This is a genomic window from Pseudovibrio sp. Ad46 (assembly GCF_001623065.1).
Taxonomy (GTDB): Bacteria; Pseudomonadota; Alphaproteobacteria; order Rhizobiales; family Stappiaceae; genus Pseudovibrio.
Map to the genome: position 1 here is coordinate 176,155 of NZ_LMCG01000071.1, position 25,609 is coordinate 201,763.

Below are 25,609 nucleotides of genomic sequence, written 5' to 3' on the forward strand. Positions count from 1 at the left end.
CTTCTCCAAAATTTCATTATATCAGAGGAGCTTAACGCCCATCCGGGGTCCGCAGACCAATCCACTTATCACGTACCAGACGGTAGTGTTCAGTTGGGTCATAACGCGCACCGGTCAATGCCAGGCTGTTATAGTCGAGACGACCAACAGAGGAAAGAACCGCATAAGCAGCAACCACACGGTCACGCTGCGCTGTCACCAATGTTACACGCGCATCCACCAGATCACTCTGTGTATCCAGAACATCAAGCGTGGTCCGCTGACCAACACGCTGCTCTTCAATCACGCCTTCCAAAGCAAGACGAGCCGCAGCAACCTGTGCTTCAGCTGCCGTAATGGAAGCGATCGATGCATTCAGCTGCCCCCAGGAGGAGATCGCCTGAGCACGGATGCTATCACGGGACACATCAACCAAAATCTCGGTGCGACCCAGATCTTCTTTAGACTGGCGCACAACAGAGTATTCGCTACCATTCTGGTAGATAGGAACAGTCACACGACCAAAAATAGATGCTGTTCTGGTCGGCTTTCCAGACACGCCAGGAAGGTTGTTGTCGCTATAGGACAATGTTCCCTGAACATCAGCAGTCGGAAGCAATACACCCTCAGCAGTTTTCACTGCAAACTGAGCGGCATCAACCAGAAACTGAGAAGACTGGATCGCAGGATGCTCTTCCTGACCAATAGAGATTGCAGAAGAAACAGTCTTCGGCAACAAGCTTGTCACATTGGTGCGAGCGCTCAGGTTTTTGGGATCAATGCCAATCACCTGACGGAAAATCGCACGACTTGTGTTCAGGTTTGCCAGCGCTGTGTTCAGTGTGGACTGCGCACGAGCACGACCTGATTCAGCCTGAGAAACATCCGTCCGCGTACCTTCGCCCACATTAAAGCGATCTTTAGAGGCCCGAACCTGCTCTTCCTGGAATTTCAAATCACTCCGACGCAAAGACACAAGCGCGGTATCGCGAATGACGTCCATGTATGCGGTCGCAGCTTGGAAAAGCGCAGTCTGCTCTGCTGTACGCAAATCTTCACGCTGAGCACGAACAATAGCTTCAGCCTGACGGGTAGAGTTCACAGTCCGGAAACCACGGAACAGCGGCTGAGTAACCTGCAAGGATGCTGTATACTCATTACGGTTTCGGTTAGTGCCCTGTGTCTCCTGCCACTGGTAACCATAATTACCACTGGCAATAATGCTTGGGCGCCATCCGGCCAAAGCCTGTGGCACACCTTCATCTGTCGCACGAAGCTGAGCGCGTGATGCGTTTAATGTCGGGTTATTCTGATAGGTAGCAGCCAATGCCTCTTTAATTGAAAGAGCATTCGCGCCTTGAGCACTCACAAGCAAGCCGACTACTGCAACTGCACCCGTTAACGTTTTCCGAGAAACCACTTTATATGCCTCAAACAGGGTCAATCTTACGAACCGCAAACCCAACACACTCGCCGAAATGTATATCTTATTCGGCGTTTTCCGAAACCGGCGATCAAGCCGATTTTGGAAAAAAATAAATACTGCGACGAACAGGCAACATCTTATCGATACAATTACCTAGACCAATCACAGAATATCATTCCCCGGAGGCACACTAATAGAACCATTAAGTTTTTACTACCGTTTTTTCACCCAATGATTGAAACGTGGATATCTCTACATCATTGATAGAAAAGACAACAGCAGCAACCAGTTCTCATTTTACCCCACCAGAGTCTGAAGTGCTTTAAACCAGCATTGGGACAAAACTGTAATTCACATCACGAAAACGGAAATTCATCACAACACTTCACAGAAAACAAAAAAAGGCGAAGGTTGCCCCTCGCCTCACATCTCAGTACCTGCATCGCAAGCGTTTAGAATTCAAAGACTTCCGGCTTCTCAAAACCTGGAAGCGCACATGCATGCGCATTAAACGCAAACACAGAACTCACATTGCCGCCAGACTTGGTGTAAAGCCGCGCAACGCCCGCATTGCTCTCCCCCTCAACCACAACAAGACGCCCCTCGTCTTTCAGCTGAGCAGTCAAGGCTTCCGGCAGCTCTTCAACGGAACCGTTCACCAGAATAACATCATAAGGCGCATCAGCCGCATAACCCTTGGCCAGATCGCCATCAATCACAGCAGCATTTTCAATGCCCAACTGTTCAAGATTCGCTGAAGCCGCCTCAGACAGCGCCACATCAACTTCCAGACCAACAACAGCCTCAGCAAGATAGGAAACGATCGCCACGCCATAACCAGAGGCAGCACCAACCACCAGAACTACATCCTTGGCAGTGATATCAGCCAGCTGAACAAGACGACCAAAGATGTGCGGCTTGAGCATTTTACGCTCGCCTTTTTCATCAACGGCTACATCTTCATCAATATAGGCCAGCTCCTGCAGGTTTTCCGGAACAAACTTTTCGCGAGGCACCTTGCCCATAGCACCAATAATGCGCAGGTCTGTAATATCATTGGTCCGCAGCTGATTGTCGACCATCAGTGTTCTTTGTTCCGCGAAGTTGACCATCCTGTCCTCACTGTCTCGCAAGATTCTTTGGCTGAGAAATATCGCTCATGCACCACAAACACAAGCTGCCAGATCCGTAAAAATAAACAGTTCCCTCTGTTGTTTTTCTATTTTTGAACTTTACGGTGCAAATACGAGCTTTTTCTCCATGCAGGAAGAAAAGCCGTGCCTCATCCAGAAAGCTACTCACTTAGGTAAACCCCATAGATTTCGGTGTTTTACACAAGAGTGATCGTGGAAAGTGAATTTGCCCGCTTGACTATCCGCCCCAAATATCAGAAAAGCCCCTCACACCACAGCGGGGCCTCTTGGCGGAGTGGTGACGCAGCGGATTGCAAATCCGTGTACGCCGGTTCGATTCCGGCAGAGGCCTCCACTTTCTTTTCCTGACATTGTTATTGTTTATATTTTGGGGACTTTTCCCTCACACCTTGTGTGACGGAACCGAAGTGAGGGATTTTTGCCCTCAAAATGACGCCCTAATACTCTCCAAAAGCTGCAGTTTTGATGATGTAAATTTCTTGTCGTTTGAATGTAAGCAAGCACATCCAGCTTCAACCAGTGCGGTAAGTGACAAGTAATCCAGTCGCATTGAAAAAATCTAAAAAAACACAATGCATCTGAGCGCACTGGCTTGGCAAAGGCCGTCGAATGAACTGTTTGCGCATGCCTTTCTTCCCACATCGCTCTGACAGATCACGAGAAAAGAGAGATCAAGAGATTTGGTATCTTGTGACCATAAGCTGACATTCGACCTAAATTCAGTTGCTCACAGTCAGTTCGTAATTTCAACCATAAGTCGATTTTGGTCAGCTTGTTGATGAGTGAACATTGCTGCCGTTCGCCTTTGTATTGGGCACGCACCGTTTTTTTGCCTTTGCCATTTCTGATTGTGTGCGTTTCCAATAGACCTAAGGTATGAAAGGCAACCCACTTAAGCGCGGTCCATGTACCCTGTGCGGGACATAGCTGCTGTGGACGGGATACCGTGCAATTAGCGGTTCTAGGTCAGTTTCGATCAGTGAGCGAACCATTGGCAGCACGATTTGTTTGCCCCCAGAAATGATGACATACTGATGTGAGGCCGAATCCGGCACCCTTTCCTCAGTCGTTAGTATCTATGGAATATTGCATGGAAGATAAAGCTAAGTATTTTCTCAACCGAAAGGAAACAAAAACCTATATCTCGAAGCTATTCCAATACGACGCACAATCAGAGCCGTTGCGAAATGTGCAAATGGTGATGGAAGGCTCAGATATTGTTCACTTGGGGGAAATCGAAGGTGCGATGTGTCTTCGTCTAACTGGAAAAGTTCGAAAAACTCAAGTAACTGCTGTAGTCTCTCAAGATGACAATGAAGTTCGGCGTTTAACCTTTCAAACGTTCCAGTCCCGCAAGAACGGTTCTATTCAAGGTTATGATGAGCATAGTTTTACATTTCGAGATGACGAATTTTATCGTCTACTAAACTTCTTGGAACAGATAAAATTCACAAATCTGACGAACCATGCGAAATTTCAGATTGAAGACATTTCAACTCAACCTGGCCCCAAGGCCATAATTGATTCTTCGGAACGCGCCATCGTTGAGCAAATTAGAGAGATGGATCCGAGGAAGCGGGATTCAGTAATACAAGGTCTCAGTGGCTCCCTCACCAGCGAGGAAATAAACGTCCTTCTTGGCCGAAAAAACGGCCTTCAAGAATTTGAAAAACAGTTTGCAGTCAGCGATTGGTCGGAGCCTAAATGGCAAGATTTTTTTGAACGGAACCAGTGGGTCTTTGGTTACGGCCTTGATTATCGTGTAATGCATCCATTTGAGAGAGAAGCGGTAGTTGGTCGAGCCGGAACAGACAACAAAAACAAGCCAATCGTGGATTTCCTGCAAACGTTTAAGGATTACACCGTGCTGGTAGAGATAAAGCGCCCTGACACCCGAATATTTAAGTCGGCAAAGGGAGGACGTGCAGGAACTTGGGAGTTTAGCTCCGAGTTTACCGGAGCTGTTTCACAAATACTGCAACAAAAGGCTGAATGGTTGGCATGCGCTCAAGGTGGTGATCACTGGTCGAAGGACGGAACGCGGAAACTTGAGGCACGCACAAGAAACTCGAAAACAATACTAGTTGTTGGTTCTCTTCAGGAGTTTGAAGAACCCGACAATGCGCGAGATACCCAAATTAAGCGGGATACTTTCGAGTTGTTTCGGAGAGATCTCAAAAACATTGATATTTTGACTTTTGATGAGTTGCTTGAACGCGCACGCTTCATCACAAGTAATACTTAATGAGTACTCACTCCAGTTGCCTGCGAGCCAATACGTGGGCCTTTTCGGCGCAATAAACCGCTTGACAATAATTATCAGTGGGGAGTTGCAATCAGCCTTCGGGTTATTAGTTGGTCCAACCAGGTGCGAAAGTGTTTAAGCTGTTTTATAACCTGAATTGTTACGAAGGTTTCCGATGGAAATTCATTGCGATGGCATTGCTATCATTGAAAAGAATGGTTCGAAAGAAAAGTTTGAAGTCTTTGCAGACGAACTGGATTGGGAGGTAACGGGTGGCGAAGAACGCGGAATGGGACCCTCGACTACCTTTGAAGCAATTGTAGACCATGACGATCTTGGTCGGTTGAGTTGGGTGTTAACTGAATATCCGGTAGGTGCTCAGAATTACAACAATACTGATGTGGGGAAACATCGCCTAATTCAAGATTTGGACTATAGGCTAGAGCATGAGCCTGAACTAGATTTCGATTCTTTATCTGAGACAAAACATAAACCGAGTGACGTTGATATTGCACTTGTAACGCCTGATCATCTTCTACAGTGGTTTAAACAAAATGCCCACATTGTTCGATCCATCCCGTTACATAAGGTTACTGACGCAATCGAATCGTGGTTCCATCATTACTATGAGGGACCTGAAAACGAGCTCTTCTATGACAAAGAAGATGGATACATATACATCTACGGCGGACCTTACGGTGCCGAAGAAGAGATCCGCGACCAATTCGAAGAGTTCGTAACTGACGAGGTTATCAAAAGCGCTGTTTCATCCTTAGAACGTGGTGGAACTGTTGATTGGGCTCCGTCACCAAACCATCCCAATCAGATTGCTGCTGCTAGAGAAGATGAAGCAGAGCAGGAAGATCTTGATTCAAATTCTACGCAAGGTGCCGGAGTTCACTTGAAAAGGGAACCCGAGAACCTCGTCCTTAACTCAGACCGCTTCGCATTGTCTCTAGCCCACCTTTTCCGAACCGCAAAAGGTGAGTTTTCACTAGCTCTTTTAGGACGATGGGGTAGCGGAAAAACTTCAATAGCAAAGCAAATTTGCGTTTATTTACAAGAGCATAACAGCTATAAAAGCACATATATGAAAGTCTTTGGCGAGCAAAGTGCGCAGGGGCTAGAAGAAGTTACCTATGATATTGTGAAGTTCAACGCATGGCGATACAGACAAAGACCTGAGCTATGGATCTGGTTGTATGAGAGCTTTATCAATAGCTTTCTCTCCAATAAGAACCACATTTATGTTCTTCGAACAATGCGTGCGGGAATTGAGAAGAACGGGTTTATCAATACACTTCTCACGCTTGTGATCTTGGCCTTGTCAGCAGTCCCCTTTATGTGGCTTTCTTTACTAATACCTCATGGCGTAGCGTTGTTTGGTGTGACTGGCGTTGTGGGCATGTTTATATTGATCCGCAAGTGGTCTGCATCCCTTCGAAGCCTTTTTGACCGGTATGGGATCGTAACCAGTCATCGAGAACATTTAGGTATGCAAGCTTTGATTGGAGAGGATTTGGCCATTCTCATCAAGGCGTGGACAAAACAAACTCAATTCACTTGTTGGCAAAAACGTTTATTTGGGTTCGTGACATTCACCATCAGTTTGGTTTGGCTTGCATCCTTCACTTGGTGGAAAAATGTTTGGGTGATTGAAAGCCTGAGAGCAATGGGGATTGATGGTTTTGCCCTCTACACCGGTGCCGCATCAATTACTTCGATTACTGCATGGATTTTATGGACATTGCTTTGCATAGCTTTTGGGTGCGCGATCTTTTCAGAGAGTGGGAGAGTTGACCGTATCTTTCTAGTCGTAGATGATCTTGATCGCTGCCCTGATGAGGAGGTTGTCGACCTTATTGACGGTGTAAAACTAATGATCGATGAAGAGCAGATTGGCAAGTTTGTTCAAGCGATGATTTTAGCGGATAACACGGTTCTTGAAGCAGCAATCCTAAAGCGATTTTCGGATAGTTCAAACGAAAAGAAACAGGAGGATACTAAGGGAAAGGCCGCCATAAGAGAGCATATGGAAAAGGTGTTTCTTTGTCATGTCTGCCTACCGCCACTAACATCTCAAGGGGTCGGTGAGTTGGTGAACGTATTCTCCAAAGAGTTTGGGCTTGAACCCCCAAAAACTAATGAAGAGAAAAAGCATCGTTTCTCCGAAGGCCAAAAGAGAGAAACTGGCCAGCATTCCACAAAACCATCAAGTGAGCAGAAAAAAGTAGACTTTATTTTATCGATAGCTGAACGAAATCAAATTCGGATCTCGCTATCCAATAGTTTTAAGAGCTCTGGCGAAGTTGTGACGCCTCGTGCAGTTCGATCTTTTTTCTTTAAGTATCAACTAGCTCGAATGCTATTGCACTCAAATGGAGTGACGCATAGCAGTGAAGATCTCGTCGAAAAGCTATGCAAATGCGTTGCAGATGCGCGAATGAATGGAAGAGTTTCGGAAAAAGCTCAAGATGACGATCCCATTGGTCAGGTTGTAAGTCTCATCGCCTAGGCATGATACGTAGTATGTTTTCATAAATTATCAGTTTTACGTAGCTAAAGACGTATAGGGCTCAAAGGGGCGTGTTCCAATTAATTCTCATGCAATAATTGGGGCGAGTAAAGTTCGACAAGCAGAGACCACTACAGCAGCTCTCTCAGTTTGTCTCAACCTATGATAGAAACACCCGAACGGCAGTTCATGACCCTGCTTACAGGTATGCTGCCGAGTGACTAAAGCTGACATAGACCTAGCTACAGATCAGCCTAATCTAGAGCGAAGCGTCACCTTAGGATTGGTTTGATCCGCTTGAAGCAGAGGACCAGTAGCGGACTTTCGGGCGCTTCCATAATGGGTTGAGACAGGAACGCCCGAAGGCTTCAACAGTCGCTTTTATGAGCGGACTAGGATTACTCAAGCGGCCCAATGCGGCCGTTCATCAAAACCGTTGCTGTTGGCCACTTCGCGTTATAATTGTGGACACAGGAGTTCTAGTGATTGATTCTCAAATGCGGAGCTCTTAGCGGCTAAAAATCGGTGATCTCCAAGCCAAATATGTTTTTACCGCTCGGAACTTTGATTGTTAGGTACTTATGAGCGAACGCATTGTAGCACTAACAAACTGGTTGGCGGCACGGCTCATTGGTTTGGCGGACTTATTGGAAAGTATGGGTAGCTCGGCGGCCACGCCGCCCAAGTTCGTAAATCTCGCGCCAATCGATCAAGCCGATAAAGACGGTGTATATTCCGAAGCTCTAGACTTCGCCACGACCGACCCGAAGGTATACAATATTGCGCTGACAGGCCCCTATGGGTCGGGAAAAAGCAGCATTATCCAATCCTTCCTCAAAAAATATCCTGGGTCGAGGCTTCACGTATCTCTCGCGGCATTCGCACACGAAGCGGCTCCAGTTGATGGTGACGAACGACGCAAAAGAATTGAAAGAAGCATACTGGAGCAGATGCTTTACGGCGCCGACGCCAACAAACTCCCATTATCGCGCTTTAAACGAATTCAGTCGCCCGGCGTTCTATCGATATTGAAATCGCTGTACATCACGATCGGTCTGGTTGCGCTTTGGTACGTTTTCGCAATGCGCGAAGTTATTCTAGACGGCAGTTTCTTCAGTCCGTTCGCTCTGAGCAATTGGCTTAATCTCGGAAGCTTCGCCTTCGCAGCGCTATTTCTCTGGGCAGTGCTGCATCACTTTTATGTGGCCAGCTTCGGGTTATCATTGAAGAGTTTCTCACTGAAAGACATTGAGATAAGGCCGGCATCGGATAATCAGGATTCCATCCTCAACCGCCACTTAGATGAAATCATCTATTTCTTCCAATCGACAAAATATGATCTCGTCATCATTGAGGACTTAGACCGCTTCGAAGACCCCGAAATCTTCGTAACATTGCGTGAAATCAACAGCTTGGTAAATGAGAACGCGGGCGTCGATCGAACCATCAGGTTTCTTTATGCCTTGCGCGATGACGTATTCGCCAACACTGATCGAACCAAGTTCTTCGAATTCATAATTCCAGTGATTCCTATCATTAACGCATCGAACTCGATCGATATGGTTTTGGAGCAAGGAAAGAGGTTGGCGCTCGACAAGCGTCTTGGTCGTCAATTCCTTAGAGAGGTTTCGCGCTACCTCAACGACCTCAGGTTGATCCAGAATATATTCAATGAATATGCTATATACGCTGCTAACTTGGAAACCGACGACGAGAATGTGCTTAACGCCGATAAGCTGCTGGCAGTCTTGATCTACAAGAACGTTTATCCCAGAGACTTTGAACACCTGCATCGCAGCGAAGGAAATCTTGCTAATATCTTGAGCCGCAAAGATGAACTTATCATGCAGGGTGAGGCCGCGTTTCGATCCGAGATCGCGGATCTCGAACAGAAGATTGAAACTGCTGAGCGACAGACCCCCTCGGACCTAAAAGAGTTACGCCAGATCTACGGAATGGCTCTCTTGGAGATGCTACCGGAAAATGCCTCCGGTGTCAGCCTAAATGCACGGTCTTGGATTACGTTTAGGCAGTTGTTAAACCAAGAGAATTTTGAACAATTTATCGGAGCTGAACATCTCTATTATCGGCTATCCAATGGCTACAACACGAGTGTGAATATCGCCAGTTTGCAAGACAATGTTGATCCTTTGAAATCTTATTCGCAACGCAAGTTGGAAATAGAAAACAAGGCGTCGGCCAAGAAGGAAGAGAGCTTGCGTCGAATTCGGGATCTAAGATCAAGGATCGGGACGCTTCGAACTACTAAGTTCAATGAGCTCGTACGTTCAAGCGCCGAGCGTGTAACCGATCTTTTCGACGGGTTTAGCGAGAAAGGAGATCTGGCTCGCTTCCTAATTTTGGAAGGTCATCTCGACGACACTTATTATCAGTATACATCGCTCTTTCATTCTGGCCGACTGTCGCCCAATGACAACAAGTTCCTCATTCAGATACGTGCGTTCGCTACACCCGATCCAGCCTTTCCAATCGACAACCCAAAAGAGGTCATTGCGGCGATGCGCGATGAAGACTTCGGTCAAAGTTATGTCCTTAACGTCAAACTGGTCGACAGCCTTTTAAGCGAGACGATCCGTTATACCGACCAAACTCAGAGGCTCTTCGAGTTCATCGCGTCCAATTTCGATAGCTGCGCAGCTTTCTTCGAGGCCTATTACGCCACGGGACGCGACGTCTCCGGGTTACTTTCCGGCCTGATCAACAATTGGGAACAGTTCGTTCCGACGGCTATCGCTAGCAAGCGCAATCTCTCCCATGTCACGCAGTTGTTGACGAACCTTCCTGGAAGGACGCTTGCAACAATGGCAAGCAATGGCGACGGATTCCCTGAATTCGTAGCGGCGAACCTTCCCGAAATTCTGGCACTTGCATCTGACCTAGCACCCGAACGCCTGGAGAGCATTGGCATCGAGGTTCGGGATCTTCCGGCCATAGGGACACACACCGGCACTGCACGCTTCATGGTAAAGAAGGGGTTGTTTGAACTCTCGATAGCGAATCTTGAATATGTCTATCGAAAGGTTCTGGGGGAGACCAATCTCACTGCGTTTCGCGAGCGCAACTACACCACAATACATTCAATCACGGATCCGACATTGTTGACGAGGGTTGAACGCGACTTCGACCTCTATCTTAGCGACGTGCTTCTCGAGCTTGACAGCAACTCCGAAGAGGATGTCGCGGCCATAATAGATATCCTGTGCCGCAAGGAAATTGACGAAGACAATCTGCGCACGTTTCTCGGACGACAAACGGCTCTCCTGCCAACGCTGGATGGAGTTCCGGAGAGATTCCACGCCATGGTGTTTGAACTGCGACGTATCGAGCCAACATGGGGAAACTGCATCGCGTTCATGGGAGCCAGTGGTTTCGCGACTGATATCTTAGTCGCTTATCTTGATCGGGAAGATGTGCGCGCGGCGATACTGAAGTATCCTCTACGGAGTGATCCGGAGAGTTTGCCGCTACGCCAAACCCTCGTTAACGCGGATGCAATGAGCGACGAAAGCTACCGGGAATATGTCCGAGCATTGCCCAACCTATTCAAAAAATTCCCCAAGCAGCTAGCTTCCTCGAAGCTCACCATTCTTATCAAAGAGCATAAGATCACTTTTTCAAAGGAAAACCTCGACTCGCTAGAAGTCGAGACGGACTTGCCAGTGCTTTTCGTAGCAGAAAACATCGAAACTTATCTGGCGAATCCTGACACGTTTGCGCTTGACGACGACTTCCGCGAAAAGCTCTTAAGAGGCGACACAAAAGATGGCGACAAGCGCGCCATCATTGACCTAATGGATATGAGCACGCTCATAGAGTTTCCAGATCGAGCAGCACTCATCGGTCCTATTCTTGATCGCACCGATGTTAGATTGCCTCACCTTGACGTTGCTGCAGCACGATCACTTATCACGAAATCAAAATCCATTGGAACGCAGATTTCTCTCTTTAACAAGGTTCACTCGACCATGACTGTAGAGGAAGCTCGTCAAGTCCTCGCGTCGCTTCCGAAACCGTTTTCTGAGATCACGACGGGATATCACACTCCAAGATTACCAAACACAGATGAAAATCGCTTGTTGGTCCAATGGCTTGATTCTCGCGGTGTGATCTCTTCATGGAGCGAGGGAGGCGGTTGGCTCCAAGGTAATGACATACGTGTGAATCTCAAAAGGCGGTAACGAATTGGTCGGAAACATAGTCCGTTGAGCGATAGCAGGTCGCAATGATCCGCTATTTCTCTTTGGAATTATTATCGGCGGCGGCCTATCTAGTAGGGCGCACCCAAAAAAGGCTGTTCTTTCGTTTCAGGTATCTTAAACATAGCCATCCGGAAACGGTCTCATTCCTGTCATTCGTACAGACCATGGCAAACAGAGCAACCTCGACCCAAAATTAAAATCTCGTTTAGGCAGGGATGGCCTTGCATCAAGGCCAATGTCAGCAATGGTCACTCAGCAACAGGCAGACTAAAATCGACCTATGGTTGAAGTTATGCGCTGGCTAGAAGCTCCTGGAATTAGGTCGAATGTCCGGAATTGGTCAATCCAATCGCTACGCCCATGAGTTCCAACACAACGTTGATTGGCATCTGAACTAATCATCATCCTCCCAAATGGAACTAGCTAGACGCGAGGTACGTCTCACCCGAAGAGCTGCCCAAAAAGAGACTAGGCAGCCAATGAAGCCAGTCCAAGCAATCAAGAACTGCGCTCCATTCGCTTCAGTCGCCGCTTCATATGCGAAAAGAAGACAACAGATGGAGCTCGCGGTCACCAAAACAACAAAGCAGAACCAAGCATGCCTTGTTACACCGTAAAACCGATTAGATAGATGAGGAGCAAAAACACTGGTGTTTCGAAAGAATGAGTTTTGCATAGTGCCCCCCTAATAAATGCCCTACTATTACTGTGAGATGCACTACTCAAAAAATAAACCCATAGATTTCATAAGATATACTTTATGCCCACACTACAATTTGTTAATATTTCAACAATATTCACATTTACGTTATTTATATAATATATAAATACACAAATAACACCAAATCATAACTGACCACCAATTATCAGATAAACTTAATTAGATTAGGTTTCTGCATGAATTAATGCTATCCCCGCCGCTGGATAGCGCTTTATTTAAATAACTACAATTGCGCCATTTCTTAAATTCAATGCACGACTTTCTTTGTAGATGATTTGATCACATGCTTGCTCTGTTATCGGCTTGACCTCCAAATTATTGCAAACATGCACACTCTCCTCATAAGACAGTTCTCTCAGAATGACCAAGGCATGATTGATTGCCTCTTCTTCATTTGCCCCAAGTCCCAGAATAGACGTTCTATAAACTGCAACAAACATGAAAAACTCCTATAAATAACGTGTAAAAAATTTCACACGTATGCATTAGGAACTGATCGCGGTCATTAAGTTACTGGTGAGAATAAGAGGCGAGATAGGGCGGATTCATTTGCTCTCTATTTTGATAGACACTAATCCGTTTCCTCAAATCACGTCATGCGAGTTATTCAATACATCACAACCTATGAGATTAATTGCCCTTAGCTATTATTTAGCGAAAAAGAGCAGCTTGCGATAATTGGTTCAGACCAACATTGTCCGATCAAACGTCATCACCTTTGAGGTCAATTATGTATAACTTCACCAGACCAACTTGTGCGGCGACTGCAATCATTTATCTGGTTGAATTACATCAAGCAGACTTGATGTTTCATGCTGATGATAGCCCTCAAGAGTGCGTATTTGGCAGAGAAATCGCATCAGAAACACTAGAAGTGATGGACCAGTATATGCAGAGAACCCATACATATTTGGAAGATCCGCACGTAATCATCTATGAGCTAAGTAGATCGCCGGACGATTACTGAGACACGATCCAATTCACCTCTGGCTCTTTAAGCAAACATGCGATTTTAATCTTTTTTGTCAATCCTCCAGCCGCATATCACAGCGCCAACCAAATGGAATTGTCTCATCTCTTTTTTAGAACTCTCGGATCTCCAGTAAGGACGATCAGTACCGCTCGGTCAATCAGCACACGACTTATCGCGTTCATAGTCTTGCAGTTGCTTTCGTTTCATGCGGTTGTCCAAAACTCGGTTCCACACCATGAAGAACGCAGCAACCACAGTCAGGATAATGAGCAGTGCCTGAAAGAACGGCTCTAGGAAGTTGGCCCAGTTTTGGGCTATCCAAGCTGCTAGAAAGGTCAGTGCTGTGCCTGTCTCTGATTTCTGCATCTTAGCCTCATTCAAGGATATGGATCTTCTGGTGAGTAAACTGTGGTCACAACTCCAAACTAGAACGCCTTAAGCTTCGTTAGTCGAGACAGCGCCCTCACGCTGCACAAACGCCTGTTCTCCCTGCACGGGATAGCTTTCCGGCCACCGGATATCCAAGAGCCGCCGCTTTGAGACTTTCGTGATCGTGACTGCGTTGGACTGGTTCCCACCCAGCACGTGATAGTGCCCTGCACTCTCGGAAACATAGAAACCGACATGCCCTTTCCAGCCGCGAGGACTTCCACGCCAGAACACGAGAATAGAGCCTAGTATCGGCTTATCTAACCGCCTGCCGTATTTCGCCCATTGGCGAGAGCCTAGAGGATTGGCGGGCGGGCGATCAGAAACAAGACTCATGCAATGAGCAACAAACAGACCACACCATGGGGTTTCATCGCTCTGGTAGGAGATGCCTAGTTTACTCGCCCAGCCCATAATCATTGGATTGTGCTTTGGTCCCGAGATTTCCTTGGTTCCCAGCAGCCGACGCGCCTCAACCAGCCATGGTGGCTCACTGCTTTTGATCGCCTTGATTTTGGAGCTGAGCCAAGCCTGATAAGCAGCTTCAGATAGCCTGCCCCAATCTCCATCTGGTTTGCCGGGATTGAACCCGAGATCCTGCAGCATTTCTTGAGATTCAAAGTCTGGTATCCGTCCCATGATCACCTCACAAAAAAGGCTCCCTATGGGAGCCGTAGCTGCGCATGTCGCGCTGTTTCAGAAAGAGATTTTTTGATTAGTTGGCGACGCGATAAACAATCACATCAAACCCACCAGACAGACCGCTTATGCTTCCCGCGCTGTTCAGCCTCAAACCGTTGAGCGAAAAACTCGCCTTGGATTTGACGTTCATCCCAACAATGTTGATGTAACTCAAGTTACCTTGGGTGGTTCTTTGACCGACCACCTGAACGACATAACTTGTATCTGGCTGAGGTGTTCCGAAGGTGTAGGTTGCTCCAGAGCGAGTAAGATTAAAGGACGCATCGTCCTCGATATTGGAGTACAGCGCCACGACCTGAGGCTTGCTTACAAGCGTATTCAATTTCGCAGAGTTTAGTTTGGGATCTGTGACAGCCTTGCTCTTTAGCTTGCCAGTGCTCACTGAGCTATCAGTCAAGTCATTCATGCCAACTTTTGATGAGGTTGCAAGCGCTCCTAACCCCAAATTGGATCGAGCTGCTGATTTACTCGAAACATCACCAAGGTTGTTTGCCTTATTGAGAAAATCGCTTGTGTCTGGTGTCGCCAAGATCCAATCACTGTCATCCTCTGAATAGACCTTCATCTTCTTCTCGACAGAGTGAAAGCAAAGCATACCGTCTTTGAGTGGACCACCTTGATTGTCGGTAGATGGATTCACATTGAACGAACCAAGATAGAGCTTGTTGAACCGCTGGAACGCTAACTCGGAAGCCTGCTCGACTGCGGCCTCAAGGTTGCTCAATGCCTCCTCAGCAGCTTGCTTTGCTGTTTGAGCCTGATTACGAGCAGCTATTGCAGCTTGCTTTGCTGCCAGCACCACCGCCTCGACATTAGCCGGGTTGAGAAGCACGTATCCATCCTGCCCCGGAAACACCGCGACCATTGCTGGGTAACCAGCTTGCAGATCATCTTCGCTCAGCTCATTACCAAGGCCGTTGCGAACTGACTTTTCGACGCCCTCAACCGTGATTGTTACAGCGCCAGTATTATTGTGTGCAGGCACAAAGAACGCCAACTCAACCGCTGACAAACTGACGCCCAAACGAAGCTCAGCGGTAATCGCGTTACCGGTCCCCCCGATATTGACCAGTCTCGTGATACTGTCGGCTAGGTCGCGCACATAGTTCCAAGTGTTACCGAGCCACTGGTAGTAACCACTCAAAGCTTGGTTTGGATCTCCACCCACAATAGCCGGGGTGTAATCCGGCTTATTAGTGACCGTATCCAACTCAGCTTTGGTTTTTACAATCACCGCACCAAGCGCTGCGGCGATTTCCATTTGCCCCAGGTAAGCAATGATTTCTTCTTTTTTGGGCTTGTGCGGATCTGTGCTTTCAAGTCCGAGAGTCTCACGCGCACGCCAGACGAATTCCTTGGTAAGGAAGTTCATTGCCAACTCCATTTTGAGAGGAAATTAAACCGCAGCTATAAGAACAGTTGAGCTAGACCAATCGCTATTTTGCCCAAAAACAGAGCGTGTGCGCATGCGGAAGCGATATTCAACACCCGATGTGAGGCTGTCGGTTTCAATGGTCTCTTCGCCATCATTGGCCTGCGCATACTTGGCAGCACCACCGCTGGTTTTCACATATTCCAGCTCATAGGTGAGCGCCTCGGAGAGCCGTGTAAAACTTGCTTCCGCGATAGTACTTTGCCCCTGCTGCTGCATTTGAATTGAGAAGCTATCAACACTCGGGATTGCCTCAGATGCAATACGCTTGGGAGGATCACCTTTTTCGCCCTCATCTTCAGGCTCATAGGCAAACGGGTCTCGCGGAATAACCATCGCCTCGAACACATGCTGGAACGTATCCAGATCCAGAGTGGGAGTACCGTCTAACTCAAGATAAGCATCGATAAGATGTGGTGGATCACTGATCTTGATGAACCTTCTTAAAGGCACCTCTTGGGATGCGAAGTAGTCGCATTTCACACGCACACGAGGTGCATTCACTCGGATAGCTTTGAGCGCTTGCAAGCGCCGCATGTGATTATGGCGCTGCACGCAGTCATTATCGACAGTACGCGACCTGGGATCGTCTTCCTGAACATATGGATCGCCTTCAATGACTGCATCATCTTCAACATAGTGAAGCTCAGGATTGACCCAGAGACCACGCACCGCCTTGACGCTGGAGGCTGCATTGCGGTTTGGCAAGAACTCAATATCAACGATATCATCTGTTTTCAGGTGAATATCAGGCTCGACCCATTCCCCAGCATGAACGGCAACCTTTCCATCTGCATCGGTATATAGAAGCAGCTCGCCTGCCTCATCAAGCATCCGGCCAACCTGAGTTGGATCGTTGTTTTCGCGGCCACGGAATCCGCCATGATAACGCGGCTCCATATCACCTTTGATGTTCTCAACCTGCTGATCGCAAACGTCCGCAGCATAAGCCCAACTATCAAGATTGATCTGCGAGATCTTCAAAGCATTTCCATAAGGGGCAAGAAGATAGTCAAGCCGTATGAGAGCAAGGTTTTCGCTAAATCTGACCTGCCCATCTCTGGGATCGAAAATCTTCTTTCCGCGAATGGTAGAGGATAGTGTTGGGTAGCCATGCGGGTAAACCGTTCGATGACGCCGGGCACTCACGCTCTTACACATCATCAAAACACTGGCGATATTGTCGCCGCGATGATCCTCACTCCAGATATCATCGAACTTGTCCACTAGCTGCGAATAAGGAACACCGACCTGCGTCCCAACGCGCTCAATAAGCATCACCTTGGCATCACCACCAAGACGATAATACTTGGATGCATCCTCATCATTACTCAGCGACTTGGTGACATTGCCATCTGCATCAATCTCTACAGGATCATCACTCAGGAAGTGCGCGACAAAGCCATCAATCTCATGGGACGCATAGGCAATCACCATATAAGCCGTACCGCTGCGCTCTTCCAAAAACGTCATGTCGCCTGCAATACGCACAGTGCCATATTGATAGGACCGCGATGGCACATTTTGCTTTTGCACCACCTTGCCATCAGCTGCACTTGGAATAGGTGCAGCATTGTCTTTTCTCTGCTGACTGCCAAGCAGGGCATTCACACCCAGCCCAATACCAGCGGAAAGGCCAACTCCAATAATCCCAACACCAATTGAGGACACCGCAGCCCCCGCAAGGATCGCTTGCGTTGCAACAGAGGCCCCAACGAAGGCCGCGCCATTTGACAGAACAAACGCAACAGCAAATGCAGCAGTAGCAGGCATCAGACACTCCAGATTTTAAGAGCAGGCGCGTGAATAGCTTCAAAGCCCGAGTTCCAGTGAACTTGCCAGTGCTCACCATCCCAGATCGCACCCCACTGCCTGAGAGGGGAATGAAGGCTGCCGATCACGCCAATATCGCCAGTCTTTCTGGTTTGGACCTCATTCAGGCCCGCAATATCTGCACACCTGCCAACCAGCTCTAAAGCACCGCCAGCTTCAATAATCAGCTGTTTCATCTGCTTTTCTGTTGAGTAAGTGCCACGCAAATGAACGGCCCCATCAGGGTATCCATTGGCACTCACCCAATCAGCAAGAACGAGGCAACAGTCAGCCGTGCCCGGATCAAAAGACAAGCTTTGTCGATCTGCCAGCCAAGCCTCCAAAAGACTTATGATCGCGGCCATGGGATTGTCTGCTCACTCATCAAAGTAATGCGCTCACACGACAAATCAGGCGGTAGATCTGGATTGACCTTGAGCGAATAAGCTCGTTGATCAGAATCCGATAGCACTGCGTTGCGCCGTGATTTACGAGCATGAAAAGCATTGCCCACGACCAAGGTCACATTATGCAGAATTTGAGGCTTGTCTCGATCATTCACCGCCCGCTTGCGGAACTTCAGGTCGATCACCTCGCCCGTGAACTTGACGATTGCTCCTGGAGGCAAAGGCTGGAAATATTGATCACAACTCTGGAGCAGGATTTGCACCTTTGAGCCGATGACATCACTCTCCTGCGTCTCCTCATAGGCCAGATCGGCAATTTGCTGATCGACACCGGACAGCCCCATGTCCATCGTGGTCGCCTCACCAGAAAACGCATATTGGATCGTTGTTAAGGCAGAGGCCGGAAGCACCCCGGCAGGTCGCCAGTGATTTCCATCCCTATCAACGTAAGGATGAGAGCCAAACCAGAAGCGAGCTGTTCCAGTTGGAAAATGCATCGCCACAAGGATCATGATGCTTCGAAAGGTCATGGAGCAGACGCCTCGTCCCAATAATCAATAGCCTCGACAAAGTGCACGCTCTTTCTGGTGAAGCTTGAGCTACCGAAGTTCAGATCCAACTCACTGTCACTGGCAAGCTTCATGAGGCAGCTCGGCTCTGCCACATTCAGCAGTGCACCCGCCGGGATCTTTGCTCGTACAGCCGGGAAAATAGGTACCCGCACCACATTACCTTCAGCCTCAATAATCGGCCCAGTGTTATAGAGCGCATGCAAATAACTGAAATAGATCCCGGACAGCCTCAACCCACTTTGCAGTCCGCGAAGCTTAAGCACTGTTGCCCCTAAATATGCCTCTTCTTCCAACTGCACAAAAGCAGGTTCACTCTCATAGGAAGTTCCATCGCTGAACTCCGTTCCATCGGCATGAGGCACATAGGACCGCGCCTGCTTTGCAAGTTTTTGTACCCGTGAAGTCACATGAGAAACAGAAACGATCACAAGTCCCACTTGCCCTTGCAAGGCGACCTCAATCCCGTTCCAAGCTTCTTCTTGGCGCAGATCACGCCTGCGCAACACGATATTGGGGATGACAGCTCTCCAGAAACCCAAGTCCGTCCGTGTAACCAACTCACGCCCACCAAGTGTCATCCCACCAGTGTTGGTAGTTGGTCGTTTTCTGAAGGTTGTCTTTCCTTGGCTGGGAAGCAGAGAATGGGGCCAATGGATCACATTAGTCACGGAAGCCACCTCCCCGTTCCTGCTCATACATACTGAAGTCACCGACAGTATATTCACGGCTATTTTGGGTCGCCGCTTCAATGATCATAGGTGCCGCTTCCTTGACCACGTTTCCGGACACACTCTCAATCCGAGCTTCCAGATCAGGGGTAACTTCAAGGATCACGCGAGAAACCATCTCACCGCCCCCACCGCTAGATTGAGGGAGCTTGTGGAACGGAGTGATTGTTGCCGGACCTTCGATCAGCTCAGGAACACCGCCCTCACCCGCAATCCCCCATTTACCAGCCCCCAGGTTGCCCCCTTCCGCAAAAAAACCACCAAAGCTGGAGAGCAAGGTTGAAATGATCCCACCAATGTTGCCGCCACCGCCAACTGAGCTGGTCATGCTGGACACAGAAGACTGCAGCAGCATCTTGGCAATCCCCTTGCCCATATTCCCAAGCACATCAACAAACCGCTCACCTTCAAAGATGACATCTGTTAGTGAGTTGGTGATGGATTGATTGACGCTTGCCATCATGCGGCTATGCCGTGTCTGCTCTTCAATCTTGCCTGTTAACTGGGAGACTGATTTTGACCGTGCCTCGATCTCTTCGCGAAGCGTCAATCCGGTTTTCACAGAACGCTCATCGAGATCCAAACCTTGCTGCTTTGCCATATCAAGCAGTTTGTATTTTGTGGTGAGCGCTGCGACTTCCTCACGCGTACGACCAAGCATCTCAATCCGGCGCTCAAGCACTGTGACTTCCTGATCACCCATCCCAAGAACATCCGGCCCCTTGTTGGCTGCTGGCCGTAAAGCCTCCTGAAGCCGAGCCTGTTCGCGAGCCATGCGGATGTACTCTTCGCGCTCTTTGGCAAGCTGAGTTCCACCTGTTGGCCCGACCTGCTGTGCAAGCGGATTGACAGTGCGATCAAATTCCAGAGCGGCCAAAGCGCCAGCCCGAGACACCGGATCATCTTTGTATTTTAAGCGCACCTGAGCGTCTTCTAGCGAAGTCAAACCATTGAGCTTCATGGTCTCCATCGCATCCGCTGCACGGCTGATCTCATTGGCCATTGTGGTTGCATCTGTCGCGAGGTCTTTAAGTTGCACGCTGTCAGCAGCGGCTTTGAGGCGCTTGGTTGTGTTCGCTGATTGGCGAGCAAGGCTTTCAACCTTCGCTAGCTCCAAGCCAACTTTTGCGATCTTATCATCAGGAAGCCCCGTTAATATCGCACGCATCTTCGCAAGCGATTCAGCAACCTGTTCCATGTTGCCGCTTGCCCTTGCCCCATCAAGCGTAGCCATCTCAGCAGCCCAGACCTTGACGAGATCAGAAGATTGTTCCAGCTCTGCGTTGAGCTCTTTCAATGTGTTCTCGACACCTTCAAGCCCGATAGCGTCAATCGACCGGGACTGACTGAGTGGGTTGCTCAGCTGCTCAATGCGATGCTGAATAGCCTGATACTTCTTAAGCTGAAGATCCAGCTCTGCAAAAGCTGCATCTCCGCCCAAGAAGTCCTCAAAGAAAGTATCTAAAGCCGTGTTGGTCTTAGATTGAGCGGTTTGCGCATCCAGCTGAGCCAATGCCCCGACCAGATTAAGCACAGCGCTTGTGACCTCACCGTAAGTGTCTCGCAGGTTCTCCAATCCATTCTTGGAATAATCAGAAATGGTACTCTTCGCTCGCGAGATCGCGCTTTCTGCTTCATTGAACGCCTTAGTGAAGGCATCAACTTTCTTGCTGGCGTTTTCTGCATTGTCGCCCATGCTCAGCAGTATGCCAGCAAGAGGGAAACCAATCCCAGCAATCACACCCAGAACAGGCATTAATAAACCAACAGTGCCAGTCAAAGCTCCAAAACCAGCAATCAGCTGCGGAATCTGTTGCCCCATAACCCGCATAGGGTCAGTACCCATCTCGAACTGCACCGCCATATCAGCAACCTGATTTGACGTGTTCTGGATTGCGAAGCGGCTACCTTTGGAGACGTTAAGGAAGCCCTGCATCTCCTTACCAGCACCTTGAGAGGCTTTCCCGATCTTGCCAAAGTTATCGTTCATCCCGCCAGCAGATGCCTGAAGTTTCGCAAATTTCTGTTGCGTTTGCTCCAGTTGCTTCTGAAGCTTTTTATTCTCCGCAGCCATCCGATTGGCCGACTTCACTGCAGCAGCCTCGGAACGAGACAGCTGATCGTGAAACTTCTTATATGTGACTTCAAGAGGGACAGTGAGGCCAGAATTCTTTGCCATCAATCAAAACCCTTCAATGCCCAGTTCCCGCAGATCTTCATCTGAAAATTCATCGCTGGGGCTCCCAGATTTGCCGCCGTGGGCCTCACTGTAACCCTCAACACAGGCCACATATTCCCACAGGCTCATCTGATCGATTTCTCGTGGAGTGAAGCCTATTACGGCCCCTCGTTTGTAGAACTTGGAGAACTGCCAGAGTTCTCCTCTAGCTTCACCCCCGCCTGCTCCCCCACGGGATCATCATCCTCGCCCACGAGTGCATTGGTCAGAATCTCAATCGCAACAGGTTTGAACTCCAACACCCCGTGCAACTCAAACAGGTGAAAAACCATTGGTCCCGCCTCTTTGTTTGGCATTCCCGCACCGATCAAGCCTTGGCGAATGGTCTCAATCAGATCATCAATAAACCAAGTCCCAGTCGTGATGCGCAGGAGGATGACTTCAGGGCCAGCATTGCAGTTTTTCTGCAACGCACGAAGCTGACCGATGTTCAGCACAAACTCGTGCTGACCACCAATCCATTCAATGCTTTTGGCTTCCATGGATTAGCCTCAAGCTTTGTTTTCGATTTCAGGAGTACCAACCATGTTGATCGCAACGGTTTGCGTCACACGACCTTTGCCATCAGGACGCGCCTGATCGAGCTGCGACAAGATCGCCGGAGCTTTCTCCCATTCAGGATCACCAGAAGCAGCCTTCAGGTTACCTAGACGCACAGGCAGATGCTTTGCAGAATAAAACCAATTCAACATCTTGCCATGAGACTCTTGTGCCCAGGTTCCTTCTGCCGAAACCGAAACCTTCACAGAACGTACATCACTCAAGATCTCATTGGGCTTGCTTTCGTCATCACAATCCACGACCTCGGTCTCATCAACATTCGCCTGCCGCTGGATCGTAACTCCTTTAAGGCCACAAACCCTGGCGTAATTGCCATCTTCTGCAAAATCGATTTCAAGGACCATTTCCTCAAAACGCTCTGTTGTCGGCTTAGTCATGACAAACCCCTTTCGTTAGTGAACTTGGATTTCGAATGTGAACTGCAAAATTCCGTGCGTTACGCCCTCTTCAGGATCTGGAACAATCCGCTGAAGCTCTAGCTCTGTAAGCACGTTACCAAAGGAAGGAAGAGGAAGCTCAGCACCGCTGAGTACATTACGCACCGCTCGCAAAATCTGCTTTGTGTGCACTCTGCCGGGTTTCTTTGACCAGCAGTCAATTTGAAGTGTGATTTCTTCGATGGTGAAACAGTCGTGATGATCCTCAAGCTCATCTTCAGGACCAAGGCTCACATAACCTTGCTGCTCTCCCCAAGGCGCTCCATCAGAGGAAGCTTTGGTGCTGTCATAAACACCATGCACCACCTCCATGAGCGCAGCGTCTCCCTCTAAAGCAGCAATCACCGCCTGCTGAAGCTCCAGATCTGGATTAGCCATCATTCAGAACCTTGATTGCCTTGTTGATGCGACGGGTAATCAGTGACTTCGCCGCCCGACGCTGCGAGCGGTAAACGGGATAGAAGAAAGGATTGGCTTTACGACCTTTGGTCCCAAACTCTTGGATCAAAGCATTTTGGAATTTTATGCCACGCTTATTGGTGACCATCGTGGTGTTGTTACCCGCGTAAATCACGACGCGAAGACCGCGTTCGGATGACCTCACTTCGCCAATCGCCATGGCTCCTTCTGGAGGTTTACCCCACGTCCAACCGATACTCGCCAGCAGTGCCCCCTCATCTTTGGGAACCATTTGACGCATATGCTGGGCGATACGTTCTGCGGCTTCCTCCATGGCTTGCCGAGCTGCGTTTTTGACGGCATCAGGCAAGATCTTGCGCATGAACCGCCGAAACTCCTGCTCGCCTTTAACCATCGATATCACCGCTCTCACAGGTCAGCTCAAAATAGAGTTGGTCATCTGTCGGGATCTTGCTGCGAATTGCGTAGATGGTACCTGAGAGAAGATCTTTCATACGCCAACTGGTTTGGATCGCCTCAGTATCTGGAGAGCGCCAGATAGTAACCACAGTCGGCTGAATACCTTCGAGGCGGGCACCGATCACACGCTCACCGCCGCGTAGAAACTTGAAGTGCGCACGCTCTTCAAAGCGCGGCTCGTAATCAGAGACGTGGTTGCCATAACCATCAGACTTCGACACCAAAGCATCGAACGAGACGACCTCCCGCATTGATTTACTGGTCATCCGGCAAGGTTCCTATAGGGGGTCATCATGACTTCATAAGCAGGAGGTGGAGGAGCATCACCACCCCGGCTGGTGTAGAGCGCAAACACATGCATGCTCAAACACGTCTTGATCGGCTCAGGAAGTCCATCGGGAAAATCGACTTTGAGATCCCGCCGCAGATGTTGCGCAGCAAACACCTCAGCCGTGCGAATAAACGTCAGGAGGAGATCGTCATCATGACCATGTGAGATGGCCAGATGACGCTTCGCCTCTTCCAGCTCGATCAAAGGCAAAGTTAGTCTCCATCCTCTTCGGATTCTTCCTCCCCTGCGTCTTCATTCGCAGGTCCAGTCAGATCGAGATACTTGATACTTTCCGCCTGCACTTGCTTGGCAGTCAGTCGCTTCAAAGGCGCATCATCACCTTCCATCAATGGCTTGATGACTTTTCGGGTTTTGGCGTCTTTTTCATTGACCTTGTAGACACAGCCAAACCGGAAGGTACCAAGCACCGTATGGCGTGTTGAGTTCACTTTGAGGTACATGCTCATTCTCCTGAAAAAGGCTCTGCAATCAGAAGATCGCAGAGCCAGTTGGTGGCCTCGGTTATTCCAGATTACCCGAAGACAAAGTTGCCCTTCACCATCGCCGCAGCACGTTTGATTGCCAGAGCAACCCGTTTACGACCCTTCATGGTCAGCATGTCTTCAATGAAGTTGGTGTCGTGCTCGGAAGAAATGAGCACTTCGGTTTCCTGACGGTCATAGTAAGTTCCCGCCATCGCCAGATCGCCAGTCAACCACTCGCCCGCAGACATGGTGTTGGATTCCACCACATCCTTACCCCAGAGCATTGGAGTGCTCATTGAACCTGGGTTACCGAAGATGTATCGGTCCTGACTATCTTTCAGGAGGTCAATTGCCGCCCAATCAGTCGGGTTCATCACAAAGGATGTTGAAACGTAATCCGCCAATGCGACCTGCAAAATAGCAAGACGCAGACGATCAATCCGCGTGGCATTGGGTAGGCCAGCAGCAGCAGCAAATGCCACAGCCTCAGTCAAAAGCCCCTTCAGGTTTTCACCCTGCCCATCACCAGCAAGGATCTGCTTTTCTTCTTCCAGATCCAGACCATAACGAAGCTCGGAGTCGATCTCCGTTTGCAGGAAGTCGGAATCTGCCAGAGCTTCTTCTGTGATATTGGTAACGTGGGCAATCTTTTTGACTTCAGAGGTGGCCTTCTCCCAACCAAAGCTGGATTCTGGCATTGTCCCCTCTTCGGCAACCATCGCCGCCTTATTGTCACGAACTACCTGCTTGCGGTACTTTACCAGATCAGAACTGGTTTTGCCCTTGGTCAGCAGATCCCGGATAAGCAAGCGACGCCGAGGCATACGGATCGGATCACGTTCTTCTTCATGGTAGATCAAACCACCAGCCGAGCCTGCAGCAGTGGTGATTGCATTCGAGACGGTAATTCGCAGATTGCCTCGTGCACCACCATCGGCAAACGCTTTGATCCGGTCATCTTCTGCCACGAATGCCTGACCAAGTGTCATCACCGGGGTAGAGCCGCCGCCTCCAATCCCCTCAGCCACTTGCTGTGAGATTTCCAGTGTCTGACTCTGGATGCCTTCCAGAGTATTTTTCAGTTCAGTAACCGAGTTGCTCAAAGCCGTCTGCTCAGTCAAAAGCTTGTCGGCCTTGTCTTTGGTTTCCTGAGAAACCTCACCAGAGCGCTTCGCTTGCTTCAGAGCCTCTTCCGCCGTGCCCTTAACGTTATCAGTCACATCATCCAGCTGCTGACTAACTTTTTTCAGCAGGTCTTCTGTCGTCATGTTGTCATTGCGTACCGACCCGACAACAGCATCAGGGCGAGCAAGAGCAAGTGCCGCCAAGCAAATGGCGGGCATGAGTGATTTCGTTCTCATG

General features: G+C 48.9%; 23 protein-coding genes and 1 tRNA gene. 4 read left to right on the forward strand and 20 right to left on the reverse strand.

Going from position 1 to position 25,609, the window contains the following annotated elements; genetic code table 11:
• Positions 1 to 31: 31 nt before the first annotated feature.
• Both PsAD46_RS19300 and PsAD46_RS19305 read right to left on the reverse strand, forming a co-directional pair.
• Positions 32 to 1,399: a TolC family outer membrane protein gene (locus tag PsAD46_RS19300; protein ID WP_063292423.1), complete on the reverse strand. Its 1,368-nt coding sequence runs from the start codon at positions 1,397 to 1,399 to the stop codon at positions 32 to 34.
• Between the two features lie 458 nt (positions 1,400 to 1,857).
• The gene (locus PsAD46_RS19305; protein ID WP_057464431.1) at positions 1,858 to 2,517 is read right to left on the reverse strand and encodes a protein-L-isoaspartate O-methyltransferase; all 660 of its coding nucleotides are present in this window, start codon (positions 2,515 to 2,517) and stop codon (positions 1,858 to 1,860) included.
• Positions 2,518 to 2,819: 302 nt separating this feature from the next.
• On the opposite strand from PsAD46_RS19305, the gene PsAD46_RS19310 reads away from it, so the two are divergent.
• From PsAD46_RS19310 to PsAD46_RS19325, 4 genes are all read left to right on the forward strand, one after another.
• Positions 2,820 to 2,893, forward strand: a tRNA-Cys gene (locus PsAD46_RS19310).
• A 756-nt stretch (positions 2,894 to 3,649) separates the two neighbouring features.
• Entirely contained in the window at positions 3,650 to 4,804 is a 1,155-nt protein-coding gene (locus tag PsAD46_RS19315) for a Shedu immune nuclease family protein (RefSeq protein ID WP_063307631.1), read from the forward strand.
• 175 nt (positions 4,805 to 4,979) lie between these two features.
• Positions 4,980 to 7,319, forward strand: coding sequence for a P-loop NTPase fold protein (locus PsAD46_RS19320; RefSeq protein ID WP_063307632.1), 2,340 nt, complete (start codon positions 4,980 to 4,982; stop codon positions 7,317 to 7,319).
• A gap of 581 nt (positions 7,320 to 7,900) precedes the next feature.
• Complete coding sequence (locus tag PsAD46_RS19325) at positions 7,901 to 11,518, forward strand: hypothetical protein (RefSeq protein ID WP_063307633.1); 3,618 nt, start codon at positions 7,901 to 7,903, stop codon at positions 11,516 to 11,518.
• 957 nt (positions 11,519 to 12,475) lie between these two features.
• On the opposite strand, the gene PsAD46_RS19330 is transcribed toward PsAD46_RS19325, so the two are convergent.
• From PsAD46_RS19330 to PsAD46_RS19415, 18 genes are all read right to left on the reverse strand, one after another.
• Complete coding sequence (locus PsAD46_RS19330) at positions 12,476 to 12,700, reverse strand: hypothetical protein (RefSeq protein ID WP_063289107.1); 225 nt, start codon at positions 12,698 to 12,700, stop codon at positions 12,476 to 12,478.
• Between the two features lie 686 nt (positions 12,701 to 13,386).
• The gene (locus PsAD46_RS19340) at positions 13,387 to 13,599 is read right to left on the reverse strand and encodes a hypothetical protein (RefSeq protein ID WP_063289109.1); all 213 of its coding nucleotides are present in this window, start codon (positions 13,597 to 13,599) and stop codon (positions 13,387 to 13,389) included.
• Positions 13,600 to 13,668: 69 nt separating this feature from the next.
• The gene (locus PsAD46_RS19345; protein ID WP_063307635.1) at positions 13,669 to 14,301 is read right to left on the reverse strand and encodes a TIGR02594 family protein; all 633 of its coding nucleotides are present in this window, start codon (positions 14,299 to 14,301) and stop codon (positions 13,669 to 13,671) included.
• A 76-nt stretch (positions 14,302 to 14,377) separates the two neighbouring features.
• Positions 14,378 to 15,736 carry a hypothetical protein gene (locus tag PsAD46_RS19350; RefSeq protein ID WP_063307636.1) on the reverse strand — a complete coding sequence of 453 codons (1,359 nt, stop codon included), beginning with the start codon at positions 15,734 to 15,736 and terminating at the stop codon, positions 14,378 to 14,380.
• 24 nt (positions 15,737 to 15,760) lie between these two features.
• On the reverse strand, positions 15,761 to 17,569 hold the full coding sequence (locus tag PsAD46_RS19355; protein ID WP_063300692.1) for a fibronectin type III domain-containing protein: 1,809 nt from the start codon (positions 17,567 to 17,569) through the stop codon (positions 15,761 to 15,763).
• The gene (locus tag PsAD46_RS19360) at positions 17,569 to 17,973 is read right to left on the reverse strand and encodes a hypothetical protein (protein ID WP_063289113.1); all 405 of its coding nucleotides are present in this window, start codon (positions 17,971 to 17,973) and stop codon (positions 17,569 to 17,571) included. The genes PsAD46_RS19355 and PsAD46_RS19360 overlap by 1 nt, the downstream gene beginning before the upstream one ends.
• Positions 17,958 to 18,545, reverse strand: a complete 588-nt coding sequence (locus tag PsAD46_RS19365) for a hypothetical protein (RefSeq protein WP_063289114.1) — start codon at positions 18,543 to 18,545, stop codon at positions 17,958 to 17,960. The genes PsAD46_RS19360 and PsAD46_RS19365 overlap by 16 nt, the downstream gene beginning before the upstream one ends.
• A complete protein-coding gene (locus tag PsAD46_RS19370; protein WP_153039952.1) occupies positions 18,542 to 19,255 on the reverse strand; it encodes a hypothetical protein in 714 nt (237 codons plus the stop codon). Before PsAD46_RS19370 ends, PsAD46_RS19365 begins: the two co-directional genes overlap by 4 nt.
• Positions 19,248 to 21,494, reverse strand: a complete 2,247-nt coding sequence (locus PsAD46_RS19375; protein ID WP_063307637.1) for a phage tail length tape measure family protein — start codon at positions 21,492 to 21,494, stop codon at positions 19,248 to 19,250. The genes PsAD46_RS19370 and PsAD46_RS19375 overlap by 8 nt, the downstream gene beginning before the upstream one ends.
• A gap of 3 nt (positions 21,495 to 21,497) precedes the next feature.
• Positions 21,498 to 21,623: a hypothetical protein gene (locus PsAD46_RS28755; protein ID WP_275496403.1), complete on the reverse strand. Its 126-nt coding sequence runs from the start codon at positions 21,621 to 21,623 to the stop codon at positions 21,498 to 21,500.
• A gap of 29 nt (positions 21,624 to 21,652) precedes the next feature.
• On the reverse strand, positions 21,653 to 22,036 hold the full coding sequence (locus PsAD46_RS19380; protein WP_063307638.1) for a gene transfer agent family protein: 384 nt from the start codon (positions 22,034 to 22,036) through the stop codon (positions 21,653 to 21,655).
• A gap of 9 nt (positions 22,037 to 22,045) precedes the next feature.
• Positions 22,046 to 22,492 (reverse strand): phage tail tube protein, encoded by a 447-nt coding sequence (locus tag PsAD46_RS19385; RefSeq protein WP_063307639.1) that lies wholly within the window; start codon positions 22,490 to 22,492, stop codon positions 22,046 to 22,048.
• A gap of 15 nt (positions 22,493 to 22,507) precedes the next feature.
• Positions 22,508 to 22,930 (reverse strand): DUF3168 domain-containing protein, encoded by a 423-nt coding sequence (locus PsAD46_RS19390; RefSeq protein ID WP_193776973.1) that lies wholly within the window; start codon positions 22,928 to 22,930, stop codon positions 22,508 to 22,510.
• Positions 22,923 to 23,366 carry an HK97-gp10 family putative phage morphogenesis protein gene (locus PsAD46_RS19395; protein WP_063307641.1) on the reverse strand — a complete coding sequence of 148 codons (444 nt, stop codon included), beginning with the start codon at positions 23,364 to 23,366 and terminating at the stop codon, positions 22,923 to 22,925. Before PsAD46_RS19395 ends, PsAD46_RS19390 begins: the two co-directional genes overlap by 8 nt.
• Positions 23,359 to 23,697, reverse strand: a complete 339-nt coding sequence (locus tag PsAD46_RS19400; protein ID WP_063307642.1) for a head-tail adaptor protein — start codon at positions 23,695 to 23,697, stop codon at positions 23,359 to 23,361. The genes PsAD46_RS19395 and PsAD46_RS19400 overlap by 8 nt, the downstream gene beginning before the upstream one ends.
• Positions 23,694 to 23,972 (reverse strand): head-tail connector protein, encoded by a 279-nt coding sequence (locus tag PsAD46_RS19405; RefSeq protein WP_063307643.1) that lies wholly within the window; start codon positions 23,970 to 23,972, stop codon positions 23,694 to 23,696. Before PsAD46_RS19405 ends, PsAD46_RS19400 begins: the two co-directional genes overlap by 4 nt.
• A gap of 2 nt (positions 23,973 to 23,974) precedes the next feature.
• Positions 23,975 to 24,223 (reverse strand): hypothetical protein, encoded by a 249-nt coding sequence (locus PsAD46_RS19410; protein WP_063290977.1) that lies wholly within the window; start codon positions 24,221 to 24,223, stop codon positions 23,975 to 23,977.
• A 71-nt stretch (positions 24,224 to 24,294) separates the two neighbouring features.
• Positions 24,295 to 25,608 (reverse strand): phage major capsid protein, encoded by a 1,314-nt coding sequence (locus PsAD46_RS19415; RefSeq protein WP_063307644.1) that lies wholly within the window; start codon positions 25,606 to 25,608, stop codon positions 24,295 to 24,297.
• Position 25,609: the final 1 nt, after the last annotated feature.

Bases quoted from the DNA above. Each gene is read 5' to 3' on its own strand.
- PsAD46_RS19320 (WP_063307632.1), top strand. From the start codon at position 4,980: ATGGAAATTCATTGCGATGGCATTGCTATCATTGAAAAGAATGGTTCG.
- PsAD46_RS19400 (WP_063307642.1), bottom strand. From the start codon at position 23,697: ATGACCAGTAAATCAATGCGGGAGGTCGTCTCGTTCGATGCTTTGGTG.
- PsAD46_RS28755 (WP_275496403.1), bottom strand. From the start codon at position 21,623: ATGAGCCTGTGGGAATATGTGGCCTGTGTTGAGGGTTACAGTGAGGCC.
- PsAD46_RS19365 (WP_063289114.1), bottom strand. From the start codon at position 18,545: ATGACCTTTCGAAGCATCATGATCCTTGTGGCGATGCATTTTCCAACT.
- PsAD46_RS19360 (WP_063289113.1), bottom strand. From the start codon at position 17,973: ATGGCCGCGATCATAAGTCTTTTGGAGGCTTGGCTGGCAGATCGACAA.
- PsAD46_RS19355 (WP_063300692.1), bottom strand. From the start codon at position 17,569: ATGCCTGCTACTGCTGCATTTGCTGTTGCGTTTGTTCTGTCAAATGGC.
- PsAD46_RS19385 (WP_063307639.1), bottom strand. From the start codon at position 22,492: ATGACTAAGCCGACAACAGAGCGTTTTGAGGAAATGGTCCTTGAAATC.
- PsAD46_RS19415 (WP_063307644.1), bottom strand. From the start codon at position 25,608: ATGAGAACGAAATCACTCATGCCCGCCATTTGCTTGGCGGCACTTGCT.
- PsAD46_RS19345 (WP_063307635.1), bottom strand. From the start codon at position 14,301: ATGGGACGGATACCAGACTTTGAATCTCAAGAAATGCTGCAGGATCTC.
- PsAD46_RS19380 (WP_063307638.1), bottom strand. From the start codon at position 22,036: ATGGAAGCCAAAAGCATTGAATGGATTGGTGGTCAGCACGAGTTTGTG.
- PsAD46_RS19325 (WP_063307633.1), top strand. From the start codon at position 7,901: ATGAGCGAACGCATTGTAGCACTAACAAACTGGTTGGCGGCACGGCTC.
- PsAD46_RS19315 (WP_063307631.1), top strand. From the start codon at position 3,650: ATGGAAGATAAAGCTAAGTATTTTCTCAACCGAAAGGAAACAAAAACC.
- PsAD46_RS19305 (WP_057464431.1), bottom strand. From the start codon at position 2,517: ATGGTCAACTTCGCGGAACAAAGAACACTGATGGTCGACAATCAGCTG.
- PsAD46_RS19395 (WP_063307641.1), bottom strand. From the start codon at position 23,366: ATGGTTAAAGGCGAGCAGGAGTTTCGGCGGTTCATGCGCAAGATCTTG.
- PsAD46_RS19340 (WP_063289109.1), bottom strand. From the start codon at position 13,599: ATGCAGAAATCAGAGACAGGCACAGCACTGACCTTTCTAGCAGCTTGG.
- PsAD46_RS19410 (WP_063290977.1), bottom strand. From the start codon at position 24,223: ATGTACCTCAAAGTGAACTCAACACGCCATACGGTGCTTGGTACCTTC.
- PsAD46_RS19350 (WP_063307636.1), bottom strand. From the start codon at position 15,736: ATGAACTTCCTTACCAAGGAATTCGTCTGGCGTGCGCGTGAGACTCTC.
- PsAD46_RS19375 (WP_063307637.1), bottom strand. From the start codon at position 21,494: ATGGCAAAGAATTCTGGCCTCACTGTCCCTCTTGAAGTCACATATAAG.
- PsAD46_RS19330 (WP_063289107.1), bottom strand. From the start codon at position 12,700: ATGTTTGTTGCAGTTTATAGAACGTCTATTCTGGGACTTGGGGCAAAT.
- PsAD46_RS19390 (WP_193776973.1), bottom strand. From the start codon at position 22,930: ATGGCTAATCCAGATCTGGAGCTTCAGCAGGCGGTGATTGCTGCTTTA.